Raw genomic sequence first — 17,964 nt, 5'->3', positions numbered from 1 at the left:
TGGCAGGGGCCCGCCCCAGTACGTCCAGGTGATCACGTCGGCGCCGGGGTTGGCGTCGCAGCCGGCGACGTCCATCGAAAGGCCGGGTGCCGAGTGAGGACACGTTGTAGCTGCCGGTGGTGCCGCTGGGCTCGATCCGCCAGAGTTGACAGTCGTCCGCGTCATTCTCCGTCCGTCCAGATGGCGACTTCGCCATGTGGCAGTTTCGAGCAGCCGGTGATATCCAGTGGTTTGTTGGCGTCCGGGTCGATAATTCGGTAAACGTCGTCGCCGAGGCTCTGTAGTTCCCAGCCCTGGCACGGACTTCCCGGCACCCAGTCCCACATTCGTACGTCGCCGCCATCTTGTTGCTGGCAGTTTGTCACGTCCAGCACCATGTTGTGATTGGTGTCGGTCTCGATCCGGTAGCGGGCGGTGCCGTTCTCGCCGAGTTGGGTGGCGTTGTACGTCGGGCGCAGAATCCACTGCTGGTTCGAAGCCTGACCGCAGGTGTCCTGCTGCACCAGATCGTAGTCGTCGAGGCCGGCATTGGCGACAGTGGCGCACTTTCCACTGTGCGCGAACCGTAGTTGTACGACCGTGTCGGAGCTGGCCCCTTCGACGTACTCGATTTTCACCTGCTGCCAGGCGAACGGCTCACCATTGCCGGCGCCGCAGTCATACTGCTGGACCTGGACGTTGTCGTCCTGGCTGCCGTTGACCACATCCGCGCACTTGTTTTGGCTGTGCATCGGCATGATGCTGTATTGGTCTGTGCCGCCGATGGAATCGAGCCGGAACCGGGCGTTCAGGTCGACCGGCAGGCAGGTGTATTGGATAAAAGGTGCGCCATTGTCCAGGCTCACGTGCGAAACATTCAGGCACTTGCCGCTGTTACGGTTGACCAGCTCGTATTCTCGGTGTTCCAGGTCGAACTTCGGCCCGGCCGAAGCATCTACCTCACCATCCCACCCGAGGGTGGAATCAGCGAACGATGTTCCGGTGGAATGGAAGCTGTAAACCTGTTGGTGTCCGGCCGCGCCGCCGCCAAGGACGATCGCCGCGTCGGCTTTGCCGTCTCCGTCATAGTCACCGGCGGTGAAGATGGCCTGGGACAGGTCCGTCGCACCGCTGCGGCGCAGCCAGGAGGAACTCGTCAGGCTGGTACCGGAGGACTGGAAGACGGTCAAGCCGTAGTCGGTTGCCGCGTATTCGTAGAGCGCGACAATGTCGTCCTTGCCGTCGCCGTTGACATCGGCCACCACTGGTTTGGCCTTCTCCCAGCAGAATCCGTTCGCGCCGGAGTCGTAGACCTTGCTGGCGGCGGAAAAGGAGGTGCCGGTGGAAGTGTAGAGGTCGACCTCGGTCTGGCAGTTACCGAGGCTGCGCATACTCATCAGGTCGGCTTTGCCGTCGCCGTTCATGTCGCCGATCAGCGGGCTGCTCTGCGCCCAGGTGGTGCCGGCCGCGGACATGCCCCAGTTGGCCGGTGCGGAGAAAAATTGTTGGAGGCCAGGAAAACCAGCGCCTGCCAGGTGCCGTCGGCGTTGGCGTTCTGGACCACCAGGTCGGTCTTGCCGTCGCCGTCCACGTCACCGCTGACGATCCGGGCGGTGCTCAGTGGGAAGCCGTTCGGTCCGCTGGTCCACGAGTATGGCATCGCGTTGTAGCCGAGGCCGTCGGACATCAGCAAATAGAGCCAGATCTGCCGGCCGGAGCCCTCCCGGAAGATCGCCATGTCCGTTTTGCCGTCGCCATCGAAGTCACCCTGGACCGTACGAGTGCGATAGAGCGCGAAGCCGCCGCCTTCGTTGCTGTGCCAGCCCATCACGCCGTTGACGAAGCCGCTGCCTCCAGACGTGACGTTCCACACGGACGTACTTCCGAAGCCTTGGTCGAAAACCGCGGTCACGTCCGCTTTCCCGTCACCGTTGGTGTCGCCGCGTACGTGTTTTACCGTGCTGTTGCGCAGTGCCACCAACAGCCAGCCGTCGCTGACGTCGCTGACGTTGCCGGCCCTGTCGACGGCCTGCACGTAAAGCCGGGCCGTCGGCAGGCCAGTGGTTGGCGGGGTGACGGTGATCGGCACGGTCGCGGTGCCGTCGGTGGCGGCGTTGACGCGCTCGTTCACCTTGTCACGTGAGAAACCGTAGTTGTACGCGGCGACATCGGTGTCGCCAGTGGCCGGACTGAAGGTCACCTTGCCGACCGTACGGGCCGGAATGACCGCCGAGCCATTCGGATAGTCGGTCGATTGGATCTGCGGAACGTTCGGACTCACCGAGTCGACGAGAAAATAGCAGTCGTCAGTGGAGGGTCCTTGGACCACGGCGTCGGTGGTAAAGGCGTGATAGTGATAAACCGTGTTTTCGCCGAGGGTCGCGGCGGGCACCGGTGCCCACGAAAATGACGCACCGCTGACTGTCGGACCCACGTGGTCCTGGTAGACAACGGCTCCTGATGAATTGAGAATCTGCAGCGTAGTGGTAATGGAGTCGCCGGCGTCGGGATCGTCTCCGGTGGCGGCGAACTGCGGGGAGGCGGTGTCAATCGCGGTCGGTGCTGTCGCGGTTCCGCAGGGCATCGGCCGTACGAGATTCAGTCCGCGCGGGACTCGCGGCGGATTGTTGTACGTGATGGACATGACCGCGGAGGCTGGGTCGAATTTCTTCCACTGGGATTCGCTGGCACTGTTGCAGCCGCTCTCATTTGGCGCCTTCAGCCCCAGCGAGATCGAGGTGGCTCGGCTGTTCGCCACCGCTTGTACGCTGTTTTTCAGGTTGTCGCCAAGGAATGACATCGGAGTCGTGGTGTTGTGCGCGGCCGCGGACCGCTCGTCGAGATAGGAACCCCAATAGCCGCCGGTGTTGTCCCAGTCGAGTGCGGCATTGGGATCCAGGTCCGGCAGCTGGAAGAGGTCGACCGGGGGCGGCGCCGCTGGTCGGACTCCAGGTGAGGTTGACAAACATCTTCGCGTCGGTGATCTGGCTGCCGGCAATGGTCTGGGCGCCGTTCACGGTGGAGAACTGGAACATCGACCGATAGATGTAGCTGGAGCAGCCCCATGCATAGCCAACCTTCGCGCCACCGTCGCTGCGATCGTAGTTCCGCCCGACTGGTTCCCCATCCCATTGCTCACGTGCAGCCAGCGGATCATTCCACCGCTGAGTGATGGGTCGATATAGAGCGGAAAGTGGGCCGCAGGATTGGTCAGCATGGTTTTGTCCGGTGACACTTGGAATGCGTAGTTTCGCGAAGGGGCCGTGCCGGCTTTGACTGCCTGCTTGACCAAACCGCCGCCACTTAAAGTGAGCGCGACCGGTGCGTGCCGAGGGGCCGGCAGCCCGCCGAGTGCCGCCGCGGCAGCTTTCTGGTCGGCAGTGGTGGGAGCCGGTGGCGTGTCCCACATGTTCGGTGTGGCTGAGCTGAACACGACCTTGCCGGAACTGTCGGCCGCAATCGTCGTTCCGTCTGGTTTTCTGGTCAGGGAAAGCCCGGTCGCGGTCATCGGATAGCTAAGCGAGGTTAATGCCGGATTTACCGCGGCGGCCCGATTTCGTACGACCAACAGGTGCGAGAAGCCGCCGTCGGCGTAAACCTGCACCTGGAGATCCACACCGGGCAGGACGTTCGGATAGGTGGCGGTGTCGCCGGCCAGTACGGGTGTGGGAAGGCGGCCCGACCATCCCAGCTGGATGTGCGCGTTTGGATTGCCGAGGGTCAGCAGGGAGGTGCTTCCGCCTCCGGTAAGGACAATCGGTGTGACGGTGGCCGCTGGCCGGATCGTTCCGTCTGGCAGTTTATGCAGCGTGGTGTCGGGCGCCACCCAACTGCTGCCGCGTCGTACCCGTACCGGTACGGCGTGTTGTTCGAGCGTCTTCGTGCCGTCCGGATTGGCGAACACCTCGCCTGTTTCGGTACGCAGCGTGGTCATCTCCACGCGTTTGCCGGTTGTTCGCGCGGCTGTCATCGCCGTCGCCTCCGGCGAAGCGTGCGACGGAGCCAATGGGGCGCTCGCCGTGCTGTGTGTCGAGCTGCCGGTGGAATGAGCGCCCACCGATGAATAAGTGGCGGTTGGTGATCCGGTAGCCGGAATGGCGAGTACGATTGCCAAAACTCCGGTCATTAAACGCCAGCTATACTTGGCCATACGGGCGCCTCACTTCAGCCGTTTTTTTTTACTTGTCTCGCTGGGTGTTCTTCCCAGTGGACAGTTCGCTGACCACTGTGCCGCTGATCGGTGTTAAGCGCTAAAGCTCCGATGATTATCGAAGTAATGGAACCTGGCCGATCCGAATGCGACCCTCACGACCGTGCCTTGTCGGCCGGTAGGAGGACCGCCATGCCCGCATTTCCCAAGACAACCCATCGACGGTTTTACCGTTTGGTTCAGGCGAGCGTCGCCGCGCTCACAGCCGCGGCCCTGATCCTGCCCGCACCGGATGCGGCGGTGGCCGGCCTTCTCGGCAGTTCGCGAGATCAGGTGGCAAAACCGCAGCACGAGAAGTCTGTTCCGATCACCAAAACAAGCGTCAAGCCACAGCCTGTGGACGCTGGCGCCACGCTGGACGTGAAAAAAAGGCGCCCACGGTGAGCTGGCCAGCGCCGGCCACCGCCGACGCGACGGTTGCTCCGGCTGTTCAGCCAGCGGCCAAGTCCGCGAACGCGGTTCCGCAGTCGACCACCGCGGCGAGCCAGGCCGGCGCTTTGCCGGTGTGGGTGAGTGCACCGGCGAAGGCCGCCACCGCCGCCACCTCGGCAGCGACCGCCTCGCCCCCCAGTCGGGTACGAGTGGAGTCGTTGGGCCGCAAGGGAAACGCCCTGTGGCTGCGGGTGGGCCGCAGTGATGGTGTGAAGCAGGATGGGCAGGTCCACCTGCAGGTCAGCTATCAGCAGTTCCGGAATGCCTTCGGCGGCGACTGGGCCAGCCGGCTGCGGTTGGTACGGCTGCCGGACTGTGCGGTAGCGGCCCAAGCCGCGGTGGATGCTGGAAAGAAGGCGCCTACGACAGCTGGCTGTGTGCCGCAGACACTGCTCACCCAGAACAACGGAGCCGGTGTGTTGAGCGCGGACGTGGCCGCGACCGCGGATGGCGCCACGCCGGCGACCTACGCCGTCCAGGCGGCCGCTTCCGGTGGCTCTGGTGACTTCACCTCGACCGCCCTGAGCCCCAGCGCCACCTGGCAGGTGGGCGGCTCTTCCGGCGACTTCAACTGGTCGTACCCCATGGGGGTGCCGCCGAGCGTTGGCGGGCCGGCGCCGCAGTTCGGCCTGGACTATTCGTCGGGCGAGGTGGACGGCCGTACGTCCACCACGAACAACCAGCCGTCGTGGGTCGGCGAGGGTTTCGAGCTCGCGCCGGGCGGATCGATCGAGCGCCGCTATGCGCGAGCTGCTCGCAGGACACCGGTGGCAACAACGGCACCAAAACTACCGGCGACCTGTGCTGGAAGACGGACAATGCGACCTTTACCCTGAATGGCAAGGGCGGCGAGCTGATCCAGGACGACAAGGACCAGTCGTGGCACCTCGCCAACGACGATGGTACGAAGATTCAGCGAGCCACTGGCGCCGCGAACGGTGACAACGATGGCGAATACTGGATTGTCACCACCAAGGACGGCACGAAGTACTACTTCGGCCTGAACCACCTACCCGGATACGATAATCCGGCTATTCCGGCGGCGCAGAAGAGGGAGACGAAGTCAGCGTTCACCGTGCCGGTCTTTGGCAACAATGCGGGTGAACCCTGCAACAAGCCGGCGTTCGCCGACTCGTCGTGCTCGCAGGCGTACAAGTGGAATCTGGACTACGTCGTGGATCCGCACGGCAACACGATGAGTTTCTTCTACGACACCGAAACGAACAACTACGGGCGCAATGACACCGCGACCGCGGTCAGTTCGTACGTACGAGGCGGCAACGTCGCCGAGATCGACTACGGCCAGCAGGACGGCCAGGTCTACAGCCAACCGGCGGTGGCGCGCGTTTTGTTCACCACCGAGGAACGCTGCGTGCCGGGCAGTGCCTGCACGTACAGTCAGCCGACCACCTATCCGGACACACCGCTCGACCAGATGTGTACGAGTACGACCAACTGTGACCTTAAGTTCAGTCCCACCTTCTTCACCACCAAAATGCTGTCCAAGGTGACGACTCAGGTATGGCGAGGAACGGCGTTCGGGGACGTGGATTCCTGGACGATGCGGCATTCCTTCCGTGATCCCGGTGACGGCACTCGGGCCGGTTTATGGTTGGAAGCGATCACCAATGCCGGCCTGGTGGGCGGCAGTATCCAGACACCCGAGGTGAATTTCGACTCGGTGCAGATGGCGAACAGGGTGGTCGGTACGAACAATGACAACCTGCCGCCGATGAACTGGCTGCGGGTACACGCGGTGAACTACGGCACCGGTGGCAGCCTGACCGTCACTTACTCCGATCCTGACTGTTCCGCGACCGACCTTCCAACGCCGGACTCGAACACCCGACGCTGTTATCCGATGCAGTGGACGCCGCCGACACAGACCACCGAAAGAACGGACTGGTTCCACAAATACGTGGTCACCCAGGTGGTGGAGACCGACCGGTTCTCTGGAACCCACCCATTGTGACGCAGGTGCAATATCCGGGTCCGGCGGCGTGGCGGCACGACGACGAGGACGGGTTGGTCCCCATTGGCCAGAAAACCTGGGCACAGTGGCGCGGTTACAACGATGTGATCGTGCTGAAGGGCAGCAATCCGGCCACTCAGACCAAGACCGAGTCGCGGTATTTCCGTGGCATGGACGGTGATCTCAAGTCGGACGGCACCCACAAGTCGGTTTCCATTACCGACTCGACTGGCGGGCAAGTTCCTGACCAGGCACCGCTGGCCGGCCAGATGCGGGAGCAGCAGACATTCAACGGCACGGCGATGCTCGACCAGACCATCACCGACCAGTGGGTGTCCGCGCCGACCGCGACCCGTGTTCGCCCATGGGCGACGACGAGCGCGTTTCAGACCCAACAGGCCGGAAACCACCAGACGGAGAGCCTGGACACTGGCGGCACCCGGCAGAGCGCGGCGACCAACACGTACGACGGAAACGGCGTGCTGACCGCGCGTCGAATGACCTCCATGACATCATCAACAATCCGAACGACGACACCTGTACGCGCTACGAGTACGCGAGTAACGCCACCCTGGGGATCGCCGAGAAGCCGACCCGACAGACAGTGGCTTCGGTTTCGTGTGACAAGACTCCGACGCAAAGCCAGATTGTCAGTGACACCAAGACCTTCTACGACAACGCGACCTCGTCTGACACCCCGCCCACCAAGGGAGACGTGACCAGGACCGACCGGCTCTCCGGCTTCGATTCCAGCGGCAATCCGACCTACCAGACGGTAAACACCGCGAAATATGACGCGCTCGGCCGGTCCGTCGAGGTTGATGACGCTTTCAACAACAAAACGACGACGACGTTCACGCCTGCTGGTGCCGGGCCGCTCACCAAGGCGGTGACCACCGATCCGAACGGTGGGGTCACCACCACCGAGCTGGAACCGGCCTGGGGCAAGGAAACCGGGATGACCGACCAGGGCGGCCTGCGTACCGAGAGCGACTTACGACCCACTTGGTCGCACCACTGACGTGTGGCTGCCGGGCCGCGCTGGTTCCAGCACACCGGCCGGGGATCCAGCCGCCAAGGCAGGTAAGAACATCGCCGGCAAGGCGGTCACCGCGGATGACCCATCGGTGCCGAATATGCACTACTCGTACACTCTCAGCGACAGTGCGGCGAATGTGGTGACAACCCAGACGTTGCAGACCGACGGTTCGGTGCAGACCACCTACGACCTCGCCGACGGCCTGTTGCGGAAGCGGCAGACCAAAGAGCCGGCTCCTGGCGGCGGTCAAACCCTGACCGATGTCTATTACGACGACCGCGGCCTCGAGGTCAAGGACAACGGTCCGTATTACAACTCCGAACCGCCGACCGACGTGTTGGTGGTGCCGGACGACAAGTCGGTGCCCACTCAGAAGACCCTGCAGTACGACCAGGCTGGCCGACCGACTGTGGAAAGCTTCGTGTCGCTGGGGAAGACGCAATGGTCGACGACGCACACGTATGCCGTGACCGGGGAAGCGTGACGCCGCAGCAGGGCGAGACGCCAACCACCAGCATCAGCGACGTGAAGGGGCAGTTGACCGAATACCGGGAGTTCAAGGGAAGTACGACGACCGGGAGTTACGACAAGACCGCCTACACCTACACGCCGACGGGACAACTGGCCAGTGTCACCGACCCGGCCGGGAATGTGTGGAGTTTCAAGTACGACGTACGGGGCCGCAAGATCGAGGACTCGGACCCGGACAAGGGCGACACCAAATACACGTACAACGATCTTGACCAGATGACGAGCAGCACCGACGCGAACGGCAGCACCGTCGCGTACACGTATGACAGCGTTGGTCGCAAAACCGGGGAGTACGCGGGATCGACCAGCGGCACCAAGCTGGCCGAATGGACTTACGACACCTTGGAAATGGGATCGCCGAGTTCGTCTACCCGGTGGGTGAACGGAAACGCGTACACGTCCCGGATCACCGGCTACAGCCCGCAGGGCAAACCGTTGGGTACCCGAGGTCACCATTCCCGCCTCGGAAGGAAAACTTGCCGGCACGTACGCGACGAGTTCCACCTACAACCCGGATGGCGAGGTCAAGACCTCAACGCTTCCCGCGGTGCCGGAGGCCGGCCTGCCGGCCGAGACCATGAGCTATGGCTACGATGACAACGATCTACCGACGACGGTGTCATCGAACCTCAGCACTTACGTACGGGACACCAGTTACACGCCGTACCAGGAGGTCAGCACCATCGCTTTGGGCTCCACCAGCGGTAAAGAGGTAGACCTTCTCTACGACTACGAAACCGGCACCCGCCGGCTCAGCCACGCCACCACGCTCACCGAGTCGACGACGGCTTCGGACGTGCATTATTCGTACGACCAGAGTGGCAACATCACCAAGATCGCCGACACTCCGTCGCAGACCCCGCAGGCGAACGACACCCAGTGTTTCAACTATGACAACCAGCGGCGGCTGACCTCGGCGTGGTGGACTCCGTCCAGTGGTGACTGTTCGGCCGCGCCGAGCGCCAGCACCTTGGGTGGCCCAGCACCGTACTGGGAAGGGTGGTCTTACGACGTTTCGGGTAACCGCAAGACCGAAACGAACACCTGGGCGACCGGCTCGACGACCGCTACCTACAGCTATCCCGCGGTTGGGCAGGCCCAGCCACACGGGGTGAACCAGGTGACCACCACCGGCACTGGAATGCCGGCCGGCGGCAAGGTCGACAACTATTCGTACGACGCCACCGGAAACCAGATCCAACGCGTTCTCGGAGGTGCGCAGGAGAAGTACACGTGGGACGCGGACGGCAACCTGACCAGGGTCGCCAACGCGGACGGCCGGAACACCGACTTCGTGTACGACGCGGACGGCAACCGGCTCCTGCGTCGGGACACCAGTGGGACCACGCTTTACCTCGGTGACACCGAAATTCTGTTGAAGACCGACGGGACCACGCTCAGCGGCACTCGCTACTACCGGCACGGTCAGCAGGTGGTGGCGGTACGGACCGACGGCAAGCTCGACTGGCTCGGCGCGGACCAGCACGGCACCTCGCTCACCGCGATTGACGACACGCAGGACCAAAACATCACCAGGCGGTGGCTGGACCCGTTCGGCAACACCCGCGGCGCGGTCGCGACGAACTGGCCCGGGCAACGCGGATTCGTCGGCGGGACAACGGATCCGACCACCGGGTTGACCGATCTCGGGGCCAGACAGTACGACCCGACATTAGGCCGTTTCATTTCTGTTGACCCGCAGGCGGATTTCACCAACCCGCAGAGCCTCAACGGTTATGCGTACGCGAACAACAACCCGGTGACCTTCACCGACCCGTCCGGGACCTCGTGGTTCAGCAGCATTGTCTCGGCCGTGACCACCGTGACGCAGGTGGTGGTCGACCGTGTGGTGGACACGGTGAAAGCGGCGGTGCAGGTGGTCGCCCCGGTGATCAACTGGGTGCAGAACAAGGTGAACCAGGCCATCGAGGCCGTCAAGACCTTCGTGCAGAAGACGATCGAGGTCGTCAAACAAGTAGTCAAGACGGTCAAGAAAATCGTCAAGAAGGCCATCAAGATCGCCAAGAGAGTGGTGAAGGAGGTCGCGAAAGTCGCCAAAAAGGTGGCGTCCGCGACGAAGGACTTCATCAAGACGGCCGCTAGACAGGCCGGCGCGTTGGCCACCAAAGTCGCTGGCTCGATAGCCAGAGCGGCCACTGATGCGGCCCAATGGACGTGGAACCATCGAAACGAGATCCTGCACAAGGCGGCGAACATCGGCGCCGGCATTCTCGCCGGGGTCGCGGCGACCGCGATCTGTGGGCCAGCGGCACTGCTGTGCGCGATGGCGGTGGGTGCGATCGCGGGCGGGATCGGCAGTGCCGTGCTCAACACCGCCGCTGCAGAGGCGACCGGGGAGAAGGTCGACGCGGACAAGGTCGCGGGGTGGGGACTTAGCGGGATGATCAGCGGTGCCCAGTCCGGGTTGATGAGCGCGGCCGGCAGCAGTTTTGGTTCGAGTGCCTGGAAGTACGCCAAGGCTCCGTTTGCCCGCGGATCCACTGCCAAGGAGGCATTTGGGGCCGCCACGAAAGCCATCGGTGAGGGCTGGAAGAAGATGGCCGACATCAGCAACTACAAGTGGATCGCCCCGAAGGAGATCGACTCGTTCCTGAAGTAGCCAGATATCGGCGGCCCCGGACGTGTGTCTCACGTCCGGGGCTGTTCGTTGTCAGTCGCGCCGGGCTTTGATCGTCAGGTATCCCACAAAAACGGCGATGATGATGGTCAACCCGAGGCTGACCGTGCCGGTGCCCCAGTCCAGGCCGCCACGGCTGACCGGGAGGCCCATCCAGTCGGCGACAGACGCGCCCAGCGGCCGGGTCACGATATATGCCAGCCAGAAGGCAAGAATGCCGTTCACCCGCAGTTTCCAGTACGCGAGTGCCGGAATGGCGATCAGGACGGCGAAAAGACCCGCGGACGCCAGGTAGCCCAACCGCATGGTCGTGGCGGTCAGGTCTCCGGCGGCGGTGCCCAATGCGAACGTGGCCATCACGGTGGCCCAGTAGAAGACCTCCCGGCGGCGGGTGAAAATGCTGTGGATGGAGAGGGTTTTCTCACTGGCGTACCAGGTCGCGAAGACGGCTGCCAATACGAGGACGAAGAAAGCGGTCGACACGGCGTACGGGACGCCGAGCACGACATGCAGCACATCGGCCGCCATCGTCCCGAAAACGCTCACCATCACCACGGCGAGCCAGTAAATCCAGGGGACGTAACGCCGGAGCACCAACTGCAGCAGCAGCGCGGCGACCAGGCCGGCGCCGGCGATGCCGACCGCGATCGGCGGATCCACGTGATGGGCCAGGTAGTCCGATGTCGTCTCGCCCATACCGGTGGTCAGCACCTTGACGATCCAGAAGATCGCGGTCGCTTCCGGGACTTTCTGGATTAGCCGGCTGGTCGGCGACAGGCGGGGAATCTGTTCGAGATCGCGACTGGTCACCACGGCAGAATGTCACCGCTCCAAGCCCAACCGGTGATCAGGGTCTGAATTGACCTTTTCTTTGGATAGTCAAAGGTGACCGTCAAGCCAGTCGGCTCGGTCTGAGAGAATGGCTGGCGAAACAGTGCATTGAGGGGGTGCGGAGAGGAATGCAGGGCGGTCTCCTGGTAGTTGAGGATGATCAGGTCATCGGTGACACGTTGGTCCGGAGCCTGACGGCCCACGGGCACCGGGTCGACTGGGCGGTCACCGCGGCCGAGGCCCTCGATGCCGTACGAACCACCGAATACGCTTTGATATTGCTCGATTTGGGGCTTCCCGACTTGGACGGTGTGGAGGTCGCCCGGCGGGTACGGGCGCTGCGGCCGGCCTGCGTGATCGTGATGCTGACCGCGCGGCAGGACGAAATCGACGTGGTGCTCGGGCTGGAGGCCGGCGCGGATGACTATTTGCCGAAGCCGTTTCGGCTGGCGGAGCTGCTCGCGCGGGTACGGGCTCACCTGCGCCGCGGGCCGGCGACCAGGCCCGACGAGCGGTTGCCGGACCGCGTCCAGGTGGGCGCCTTGACGGTCGACACGGCGGCCCGCCGCTGCCTGGTCGGCTTGACCGAGGTGCTGCTGCGGGCGCGCGAATACGACGTGCTGGCCCGGCTGGTCTTCTCGGTCGGTGAAGCGGTCAGCCGGGAGACCCTGATGAACGACGTGTGGGACGAGAACTGGTTCGGTTCCACCAAAACTCTGGACGTCCACATCGCCGCGGTCCGACGCCGGCTGGCCGATGCCGGCGTACGCGCCGGGGTGAGCCCGCCGACGATCAGCACCCTGCGCGGGCACGGATACCGGCTGGAGAAAACGGAATAGGCGGGGACGGGTGAAATGGCCACCCGCCCCCTCCGGCCCCGGGTCGTGGTGGCTTCCTTCCCCCGGGGTGGTCACCAGTGGACGCTACAAAGAGGCCGGCCAGCGGCAGGTTAACGGACGGCAAGAAAATGGCTCGCAAGAGGCGAAAGGCGGGCAGCGGATGCGCCAGCAGGTGAGGCTCGCCGCGGTGCTTGCCGCCCTGATCGCGGTCGCGGTTTTCGCCGTTCCGCTCGGTGCGGCGGTCTATCGGCTGTTCGTCGACGAAGAGCGCGGCGAGCTGGCCCGGATCGCTGGTACGAGTGTGGCCGCGGTCGCCGCCGATCCGGCCTTCCGGCGTGACGAGGTTTCGCTGGGCGGGCTGCGGCTGCCGCCGGTGGAGGGCGACATCACCGTCGCCGTTTACCGCCGCGATTCCCGGCTGCTGGCCGGGCCGCCCTCTGCAGTGGCCGGCGGCCTGCTGCCGGTCGCAGCCGCTGGCCGCTGACCGCCGAGGTTGAGACGGCCGGGCAAGTGGCCATCGCCATGCCGGTTCCGGGCGCCGGGCGTACGGCCGCGATCGTCGTCGTCACGTCGTCCAAGCACGATGCGGTGACACGTACCGGCTGGACCTGGGCCGCGAGCCTGCCTCGCGCTGCTCGCACTGGGCACGGCGAGCCTGGTCGCGGGCCGCCGGGCCAGCCGGATCTCGGCACCGCTGGGCCGGCTCGCTGGCTCGGCGCGAGCGTTGGGTGACGGCGACTTCAGCGTACGGTCCGCCGGCAGCGGCATCGTCGAGATCGACACCGTCGCCGCCGCTCTCAACAGCACCGCGGAGCGTCTGGGCGACCTGTTGCGGCGGGAGCGGTCTTTCTCGGCGAACGCGTCGCACCAGTTGCGTACGCCGGTGACCGGCCTGCGGTTGCTGCTGGAGTTGGCGCAGAGCGACCCGGATCCGGCCACGGTCGTACGCGCCATCGGTGTCGTTGACCAGCTGGAACGGACTATTGATGACTTGCTCGCGATGGCCCGCAGCGGTGCGCCCCGGGTGTTGCTCGACATTGATGCGTTGCTGAAAGAAGTGCGGGATGCCGGCATCGGCCCGTTGAGCGCGCGGCCGGCCGCGGCCTGCGGATGCGAACGAACGCGACCCGGAGTTGCCAGCCGCGACCGGAACCCTCGGCGCGGTCCGCCAGGCGGTCGCGGTGCTGGTCGACAACGCGACCGTGCACGGCGCGGGAACGATTGTCGTACGCGCCCGGGATGCCGGCGGTGCGGTCGCCATCGACGTCCAGGACCAGGGATCTGGCCTTGAGCAGGACGCCTTTGACTCGTTCGGCGACGGCCTGCGGCTGGCCCGGGACCTGGTCGAGGCGGACGGCGGCCGGCTGGCGCTCACCAGGTCAGGTCCTCAGCCAATTTTCACCCTGCTGCTGCCCGCTTAACCGAGCGTTAACCATCGGCTGCCCGAGCGTTTACTAAGCGCTCGATAACCTCCCAAAAATAAGCTGAGGCTAACCAACCTGTGGAGGGCCGATGTGGGCTGACGCGTTGCCCAATCTGGTGATTGGGCTGCGGGAAGGGCTGGAGATCGGGCTGGTGGTGAGCATTCTGCTCGCCGCAGTCCGGCGCGTCGGCGGCGGGGGCGCGACAACCCGGCCAGTCTGGCTCGGAGTGCTGGCCGCGGCCTTGCTGAGCCTGGGCTTTGGTGCGGTGTTGACCTTCTCCCGGGCCGAGCTCAGTGCTCGCGCGCAGTCGATCTTCGCCGGGTTGTTGAGCGTGGCCGCGGTGGCGCTGGTGACTTGGATGATTTTCTGGATGCGCCGGACCGCCCGCGGCCTCTCCGGACAGTTGCGGGCCAAGGTGTCCGATGCAGTGACGGTCGGAGCCGGTGCACTGGCCGCGACCGCATTCATCGCGGTCGCTCGGGAAGGCCTGGAGACGGCGTTGTTTGTCTGGACGACTGTGCAGGCGTCCGGCGACACGGTCGCGCCGCTGGCCGGCGCGGGGGTCGGGATCGCCGCGTCTATCGGCCTGTGTTGGCTGCTCTACCGCAGCAGCGTCAAGATCAATATCGGCGTTTTTTTTTTGCTCGTACGGCCATCTTGTTGATCCTCATCGCGGCCGGCGTGCTGTCGTACGCTGGGGGAGTTGCAGACCGCGGGATGGTTGCCGGGTCACCTCTGGGTCGCCTTCGACCTCTCCGGAGCGATTTCCACCGACGCCTGGTGGGTGTCGATCATCGCCGGCATCACCAATCTGGCACCGGCGATGACCTGGCTGCAGGTCGGCGCCTATGTCGCGTACGGGACGGTCGTCCTCGCGGTTTTCCTGCGTGGCCCAGTCAACCCGCCGGTGCCAAGGACCGCTTCGCGGCCGATCCGTCGCCGCCGGTGGGCCATCGTCGCGGTCGCGATCGTGCTGCCCCTGCTGGCCGTAGGGGCATTCGCGGCCCTCGCTCCCAGTGGAGTGGGGCCAAGCCAGCAAATCACCATCACCGCGTCGGGGTGCGCCTCAGACTGGAAGGGTGGCACCGCCGGCCCGCAGACCTTCACGGTCGTCAACAAATCCGGCCACGGCGGCGAAATCTACCTGATCGAGGCGATCAGCGGCGCGGTCATCGGGGAAATCGAAGGCCGGCCCCGGCACCCGCCGGTCGCTGTCGGTGAACGTCGGCGCCGGCTCGTACGCGTGGCGATGCCTGATCCCGGGCCAGTCGAGTCAGCTTTCGCCGGCCGCCCAGCTCCGGGGCCAGGCCGCCAGTACGGGCGCACCGGCCGCCGTGCTGCCAGTCACCGAAACTGACCTGCGCGGCCCGACGGACGCCTACCGGTCGTACGTCGAGCCGCAACTTTCCCAACTTGCCAATGAAACCAGCATCCTGGAGCAGCAGATCAGTGCCGCAAACCTGACCGCCGCCAGGGGGACCTGGCTGCAAGCGCAGCTGACCTGGGAGCGGGTGGGCGCCGCGTACGGGAGTTTCGGGGATCTGGCGGACGCGATTGGCGGGCTCCCGCACGGACTGCCGACGGACCCGAATTTCGCCGGGTTGCATCGGATCGAATACGGGCTGTGGCACGGCCAGAATGCGGCCGAACTGAGTCCGTACGCGGTGAAACTCACCAGCGAGGTGGCCCAGCTTCGCCAGCAACTGCCGAAGCTGACCGCGGACCCGACCGATCTTCCGTTGCGGGCACACGAAATCCTTGAGGACGCACAGCGTTTTCACCTCACCGGGTTGTCTGATTTCGGGGCCAGCGCCGGGTATCGGAAAACGCTCGCCGACGTGGACGCGACCAATGCGGTCCTGGATCGGCTGGCACCGCTTTTGCAGGCCCGTCGAGCAAACTTGCTGCCGCTCGCGCGTACGCAGCTGGGGGAGTTGGGGACGGCATTGATGGCGACTCAGATCAACGGCGATTGGTTGGGTCCGATGCAAGTGCCGTTGGCGACTCGGCAGCAGGTGGACGCCCGGCTCGGTGCGGTCCTGGAGACGCTGTCCGCGGTGCCGACGCTGCTCGAAGTCCGGCAAAACTAGTGACCGACAGGAAAGGACGATGATGAGCGTCAGTAGGCGGCGGTTCCTGCAGGGAGCCGGGGCCGGCGTCGCCGGCACCGCGTTGACCGCGTTGTTGACCGGCGGACTGCTCGCGGCCGGCGCTCAGGCCGATGCGCAGGCCGCGACCGTGCCGACGGTTGGCGAGGTCGTTCCTTTTCACGGCCCCCATCAGGCCGGCGTCTTTACTCCACACCAGCGGTCCGCGGGGTTCGCCGCTTTCGACGTGACCGCGCCGAATCGTGCCGCTGTGGTGGATCTTTTTCGTACCCTGACGGAAAGAGCCCGTTTCCTGACAGTCGGCGGTACGCCCGCGGACCTCGGCATCGGCTCGCCGCCGTCAGACAGCGCGATCCTCGGACCGCAGGTGCCGGCCGACGGCCTGACCGTGACAGTCTCCGTCGGCGCATCCCTTTTCGACTCCCGTTTCGGCCTGACAGCGAGGAAACCGGCCAAACTCGTCCCGATGCCGGCATTCCCGAATGACGCGCTCGATCCGGCCTGGTGTCACGGCGACCTGATGCTGCAGATCTGTGGCAACGGCCCGGACACCGTGCATCACGCCCTGCGGGGGACTGATGAAACACACCCGCGGCGGTCTGCAGCCACGCTATCGAATGGACGGTTTCGCTTCGGTACCACGGCCGGCTGGCACGCCACGCAATCTGATGGGCTTCAAAGACGGGATTTCCAACCCGACCGTGACCGACGCCGACCGACTGGTCTGGGTGCCACCGGGGAACCCCGAGCCGGCCTGGGCGGCGGGCGGCTCGTACCAGGTCGTCCGGTTCATCAGGATGCTGGTCGAGTTCTGGGATCGGGTGTCCATCAACGAACAGGAGTTGATGTTCGGCCGGCGGCGCGACACAGGCGCGCCGCTGGACGGCAGCGCGGAGTTCGACCAACCTCGGTTTTCCGCCGATCCGCACGGAAAAGTGATCCCACTGGACGCGCATATCAGGCTGGCCAACCCGCGTACCGCGGCCACCGACACGACCCGCATTCTGCGTCGGCCGTACAACTACGACGCGGGCGTGCTGGCCAACGGAAACCTCGACGCCGGCCTGATTTTTTTCTGTTGCTACCAACAGGATGTGCGGCGCCAGTTCGAAACCGTGCAGAGCCGGCTCAAGGACGAACCGCTGGTCGACTACATCCTTCCGTACGGCGGCGGCTATTTCTTCACGTTGCCTGGTGTGAAAGACAGTTCGGACTGGTTCGCCAGCGGTTTGTTCGGCTGAGGCAACCGGCTGTCACCGCACGTGGATGACCGGCAGCAGCTCATGGAGGTCCGTGATCGCGAGATCGCCCGGGTGGCCGCGCAAGGCGGCGACCTGGGCACCGGCGCGGCGACCGGCCTCGATGCCCGGCAGCGAGTCCTCGACGACCAGACACCGCCGCGGCGACACGCCAAGGTGAGTGGCGGCGAGCAGGTAGCCCTCAGGATCGGGCTTTCCGACACGTACGTCGTCGGCCGTCACCAGGATCTGTGGGGTGATGCCAGTCGCCTGTAACCGGGCCTCCGCGAGCCGCCGTCCAGCGCTGGTCACGACCGCCCACGGTGTCCCGAGCCGGGTCGAGTTCGGCCAGCAGCTCGTACGCACCGGGCAGCGGCTTTGTGCCGTCGGCGTCCGCGACCTCGCGGTCGTTCTGCCGATCCACCTCGAGGCGTACGGCATCGTCGTCCAGCCACGGTGCGAGGTGGCGAATGGTGGCGCTGATGGGCCGTCCGTACGCGGCGGCCAGCACCGGCTCGGGCGGCAGGTCGTGGTCCGCTGCCCACTGCCGCCAGGCCAGCTCGACGGCGGCGTCTGAGCCGACCAGGGTGCCGTCCATGTCGAAAAGCACGGCGTCGATGTCTCCCATGCCGGCAATTATCCCTGTTCGTAGCGCGCCGGTCCGGGCGCCTTCGCATCGGGAACCGCCGAGTGGCTGACGTACAATTTCGCCGAATTGCCACC

At 65.0% G+C, this 17,964-nt stretch carries 20 protein-coding genes and 2 pseudogenes; 16 read left to right on the top strand and 6 right to left on the bottom strand.

Annotated features, from left to right (window positions below):
* Positions 1-161: 161 nt before the first annotated feature.
* Genes GNX96_RS17475 through GNX96_RS17465 form a run of 3 tightly spaced genes read right to left on the bottom strand, consistent with a single transcriptional unit; the run spans position 162 to position 3,949 of the window.
* Positions 162-1,454 carry an RICIN domain-containing protein gene (locus tag GNX96_RS17475; RefSeq protein WP_163568923.1) on the bottom strand — a complete coding sequence of 431 codons (1,293 nt, stop codon included), beginning with the start codon at positions 1,452-1,454 and terminating at the stop codon, positions 162-164.
* A complete protein-coding gene (locus tag GNX96_RS17470) occupies positions 1,412-2,944 on the bottom strand; it encodes an FG-GAP repeat domain-containing protein (RefSeq protein WP_163568922.1) in 1,533 nt (510 codons plus the stop codon). The genes GNX96_RS17475 and GNX96_RS17470 overlap by 43 nt, the downstream gene beginning before the upstream one ends.
* 48 nt (positions 2,945-2,992) lie before the next feature.
* Positions 2,993-3,949, bottom strand: coding sequence for a hypothetical protein (locus tag GNX96_RS17465; protein WP_163568921.1), 957 nt, complete (start codon positions 3,947-3,949; stop codon positions 2,993-2,995).
* Positions 3,950-4,321: 372 nt separating this feature from the next.
* Between GNX96_RS17465 and GNX96_RS52615 the strand changes: the two genes are divergently transcribed.
* From GNX96_RS52615 to GNX96_RS17435, 7 genes are all read left to right on the top strand, one after another.
* Positions 4,322-4,573 (top strand): hypothetical protein, encoded by a 252-nt coding sequence (locus GNX96_RS52615; protein ID WP_279580634.1) that lies wholly within the window; start codon positions 4,322-4,324, stop codon positions 4,571-4,573.
* A 736-nt stretch (positions 4,574-5,309) separates the two neighbouring features.
* Positions 5,310-6,593, top strand: a complete 1,284-nt coding sequence (locus tag GNX96_RS17460) for a hypothetical protein (RefSeq protein ID WP_163568920.1) — start codon at positions 5,310-5,312, stop codon at positions 6,591-6,593.
* The gene (locus GNX96_RS17455) at positions 6,590-7,312 is read left to right on the top strand and encodes a hypothetical protein (protein ID WP_163568919.1); all 723 of its coding nucleotides are present in this window, start codon (positions 6,590-6,592) and stop codon (positions 7,310-7,312) included. Before GNX96_RS17460 ends, GNX96_RS17455 begins: the two co-directional genes overlap by 4 nt.
* Complete coding sequence (locus GNX96_RS17450) at positions 7,309-7,614, top strand: hypothetical protein (protein ID WP_163568918.1); 306 nt, start codon at positions 7,309-7,311, stop codon at positions 7,612-7,614. Before GNX96_RS17455 ends, GNX96_RS17450 begins: the two co-directional genes overlap by 4 nt.
* 1 nt (position 7,615) lies before the next feature.
* The gene (locus tag GNX96_RS17445; protein ID WP_163568917.1) at positions 7,616-8,116 is read left to right on the top strand and encodes a hypothetical protein; all 501 of its coding nucleotides are present in this window, start codon (positions 7,616-7,618) and stop codon (positions 8,114-8,116) included.
* A complete protein-coding gene (locus GNX96_RS17440; RefSeq protein WP_163568916.1) occupies positions 8,113-8,760 on the top strand; it encodes an RHS repeat protein in 648 nt (215 codons plus the stop codon). Before GNX96_RS17445 ends, GNX96_RS17440 begins: the two co-directional genes overlap by 4 nt.
* Positions 8,741-10,783 (top strand): RHS repeat-associated core domain-containing protein, encoded by a 2,043-nt coding sequence (locus GNX96_RS17435; protein ID WP_279580633.1) that lies wholly within the window; start codon positions 8,741-8,743, stop codon positions 10,781-10,783. Before GNX96_RS17440 ends, GNX96_RS17435 begins: the two co-directional genes overlap by 20 nt.
* 51 nt (positions 10,784-10,834) lie before the next feature.
* Here GNX96_RS17435 and GNX96_RS17430 read toward each other — a convergent pair whose 3' ends face one another.
* Positions 10,835-11,611, bottom strand: coding sequence for a COG4705 family protein (locus tag GNX96_RS17430; RefSeq protein WP_279580632.1), 777 nt, complete (start codon positions 11,609-11,611; stop codon positions 10,835-10,837).
* 149 nt (positions 11,612-11,760) lie between these two features.
* On the opposite strand from GNX96_RS17430, the gene GNX96_RS17425 reads away from it, so the two are divergent.
* The 9 genes and pseudogenes from GNX96_RS17425 to efeB all read left to right on the top strand — a co-directional run bounded on the left by GNX96_RS17425 (position 11,761) and on the right by efeB (position 17,244).
* Complete coding sequence (locus tag GNX96_RS17425; RefSeq protein WP_163568914.1) at positions 11,761-12,471, top strand: response regulator transcription factor; 711 nt, start codon at positions 11,761-11,763, stop codon at positions 12,469-12,471.
* 10 nt (positions 12,472-12,481) lie between these two features.
* Entirely contained in the window at positions 12,482-12,955 is a 474-nt protein-coding gene (locus GNX96_RS17420) for a hypothetical protein (RefSeq protein ID WP_163568883.1), read from the top strand.
* Positions 12,956-12,981: 26 nt separating this feature from the next.
* Positions 12,982-13,203: a hypothetical protein gene (locus GNX96_RS63825; RefSeq protein WP_163568913.1), complete on the top strand. Its 222-nt coding sequence runs from the start codon at positions 12,982-12,984 to the stop codon at positions 13,201-13,203.
* Positions 13,196-13,429 (top strand): annotated as a pseudogene (locus GNX96_RS63820) (histidine kinase dimerization/phospho-acceptor domain-containing protein); the annotation flags it as partial. The gene GNX96_RS63825 and the pseudogene GNX96_RS63820, both read left to right, overlap by 8 nt.
* Positions 13,430-13,604: 175 nt before the next feature.
* Complete coding sequence (locus tag GNX96_RS52605; RefSeq protein WP_279580630.1) at positions 13,605-13,892, top strand: ATP-binding protein; 288 nt, start codon at positions 13,605-13,607, stop codon at positions 13,890-13,892.
* Positions 13,893-13,983: 91 nt separating this feature from the next.
* The gene (locus tag GNX96_RS52600; protein ID WP_279580629.1) at positions 13,984-14,559 is read left to right on the top strand and encodes an FTR1 family iron permease; all 576 of its coding nucleotides are present in this window, start codon (positions 13,984-13,986) and stop codon (positions 14,557-14,559) included.
* A gap of 39 nt (positions 14,560-14,598) precedes the next feature.
* Positions 14,599-15,252, top strand: a complete 654-nt coding sequence (locus GNX96_RS52595) for a hypothetical protein (protein ID WP_279580628.1) — start codon at positions 14,599-14,601, stop codon at positions 15,250-15,252.
* Positions 15,230-15,985: an EfeM/EfeO family lipoprotein gene (locus GNX96_RS52590; protein WP_279580627.1), complete on the top strand. Its 756-nt coding sequence runs from the start codon at positions 15,230-15,232 to the stop codon at positions 15,983-15,985. Before GNX96_RS52595 ends, GNX96_RS52590 begins: the two co-directional genes overlap by 23 nt.
* Before the next feature lie 22 nt (positions 15,986-16,007).
* A pseudogene (efeB, locus tag GNX96_RS17400) lies at positions 16,008-17,244 on the top strand (iron uptake transporter deferrochelatase/peroxidase subunit).
* A 12-nt stretch (positions 17,245-17,256) separates the two neighbouring features.
* On the opposite strand, the gene GNX96_RS52585 reads toward efeB, so the two are convergent.
* Both GNX96_RS52585 and GNX96_RS17395 read right to left on the bottom strand, forming a co-directional pair.
* Positions 17,257-17,553 (bottom strand): HAD family hydrolase, encoded by a 297-nt coding sequence (locus GNX96_RS52585; protein WP_279580626.1) that lies wholly within the window; start codon positions 17,551-17,553, stop codon positions 17,257-17,259.
* Entirely contained in the window at positions 17,444-17,869 is a 426-nt protein-coding gene (locus tag GNX96_RS17395; RefSeq protein ID WP_279580625.1) for an HAD family hydrolase, read from the bottom strand. Before GNX96_RS17395 ends, GNX96_RS52585 begins: the two co-directional genes overlap by 110 nt.
* Between the last annotated feature and the right edge of the window lie 95 nt (positions 17,870-17,964).

This window comes from Fodinicola feengrottensis, assembly GCF_010993775.1.
Taxonomy (GTDB): domain Bacteria; phylum Actinomycetota; class Actinomycetes; order Mycobacteriales; family HKI-0501; genus Fodinicola; species Fodinicola feengrottensis.
This window is presented reverse-complemented; position numbering and strand designations above follow the sequence as displayed.

Coding starts and splice junctions, on each gene's coding strand:
- GNX96_RS17475 (WP_163568923.1), bottom strand. CDS start 1,454: ATGTCCGCGGCCGGCACCACCTGGGCGCAGAGCAGCCCGCTGATCGGC.
- GNX96_RS17465 (WP_163568921.1), bottom strand. CDS start 3,949: ATGACAGCCGCGCGAACAACCGGCAAACGCGTGGAGATGACCACGCTG.
- GNX96_RS52615 (WP_279580634.1), top strand. CDS start 4,322: ATGCCCGCATTTCCCAAGACAACCCATCGACGGTTTTACCGTTTGGTT.
- GNX96_RS17435 (WP_279580633.1), top strand. CDS start 8,741: ATGAGCTATGGCTACGATGACAACGATCTACCGACGACGGTGTCATCG.
- GNX96_RS17425 (WP_163568914.1), top strand. CDS start 11,761: ATGCAGGGCGGTCTCCTGGTAGTTGAGGATGATCAGGTCATCGGTGAC.
- GNX96_RS52600 (WP_279580629.1), top strand. CDS start 13,984: ATGTGGGCTGACGCGTTGCCCAATCTGGTGATTGGGCTGCGGGAAGGG.
- GNX96_RS17395 (WP_279580625.1), bottom strand. CDS start 17,869: ATGGGAGACATCGACGCCGTGCTTTTCGACATGGACGGCACCCTGGTC.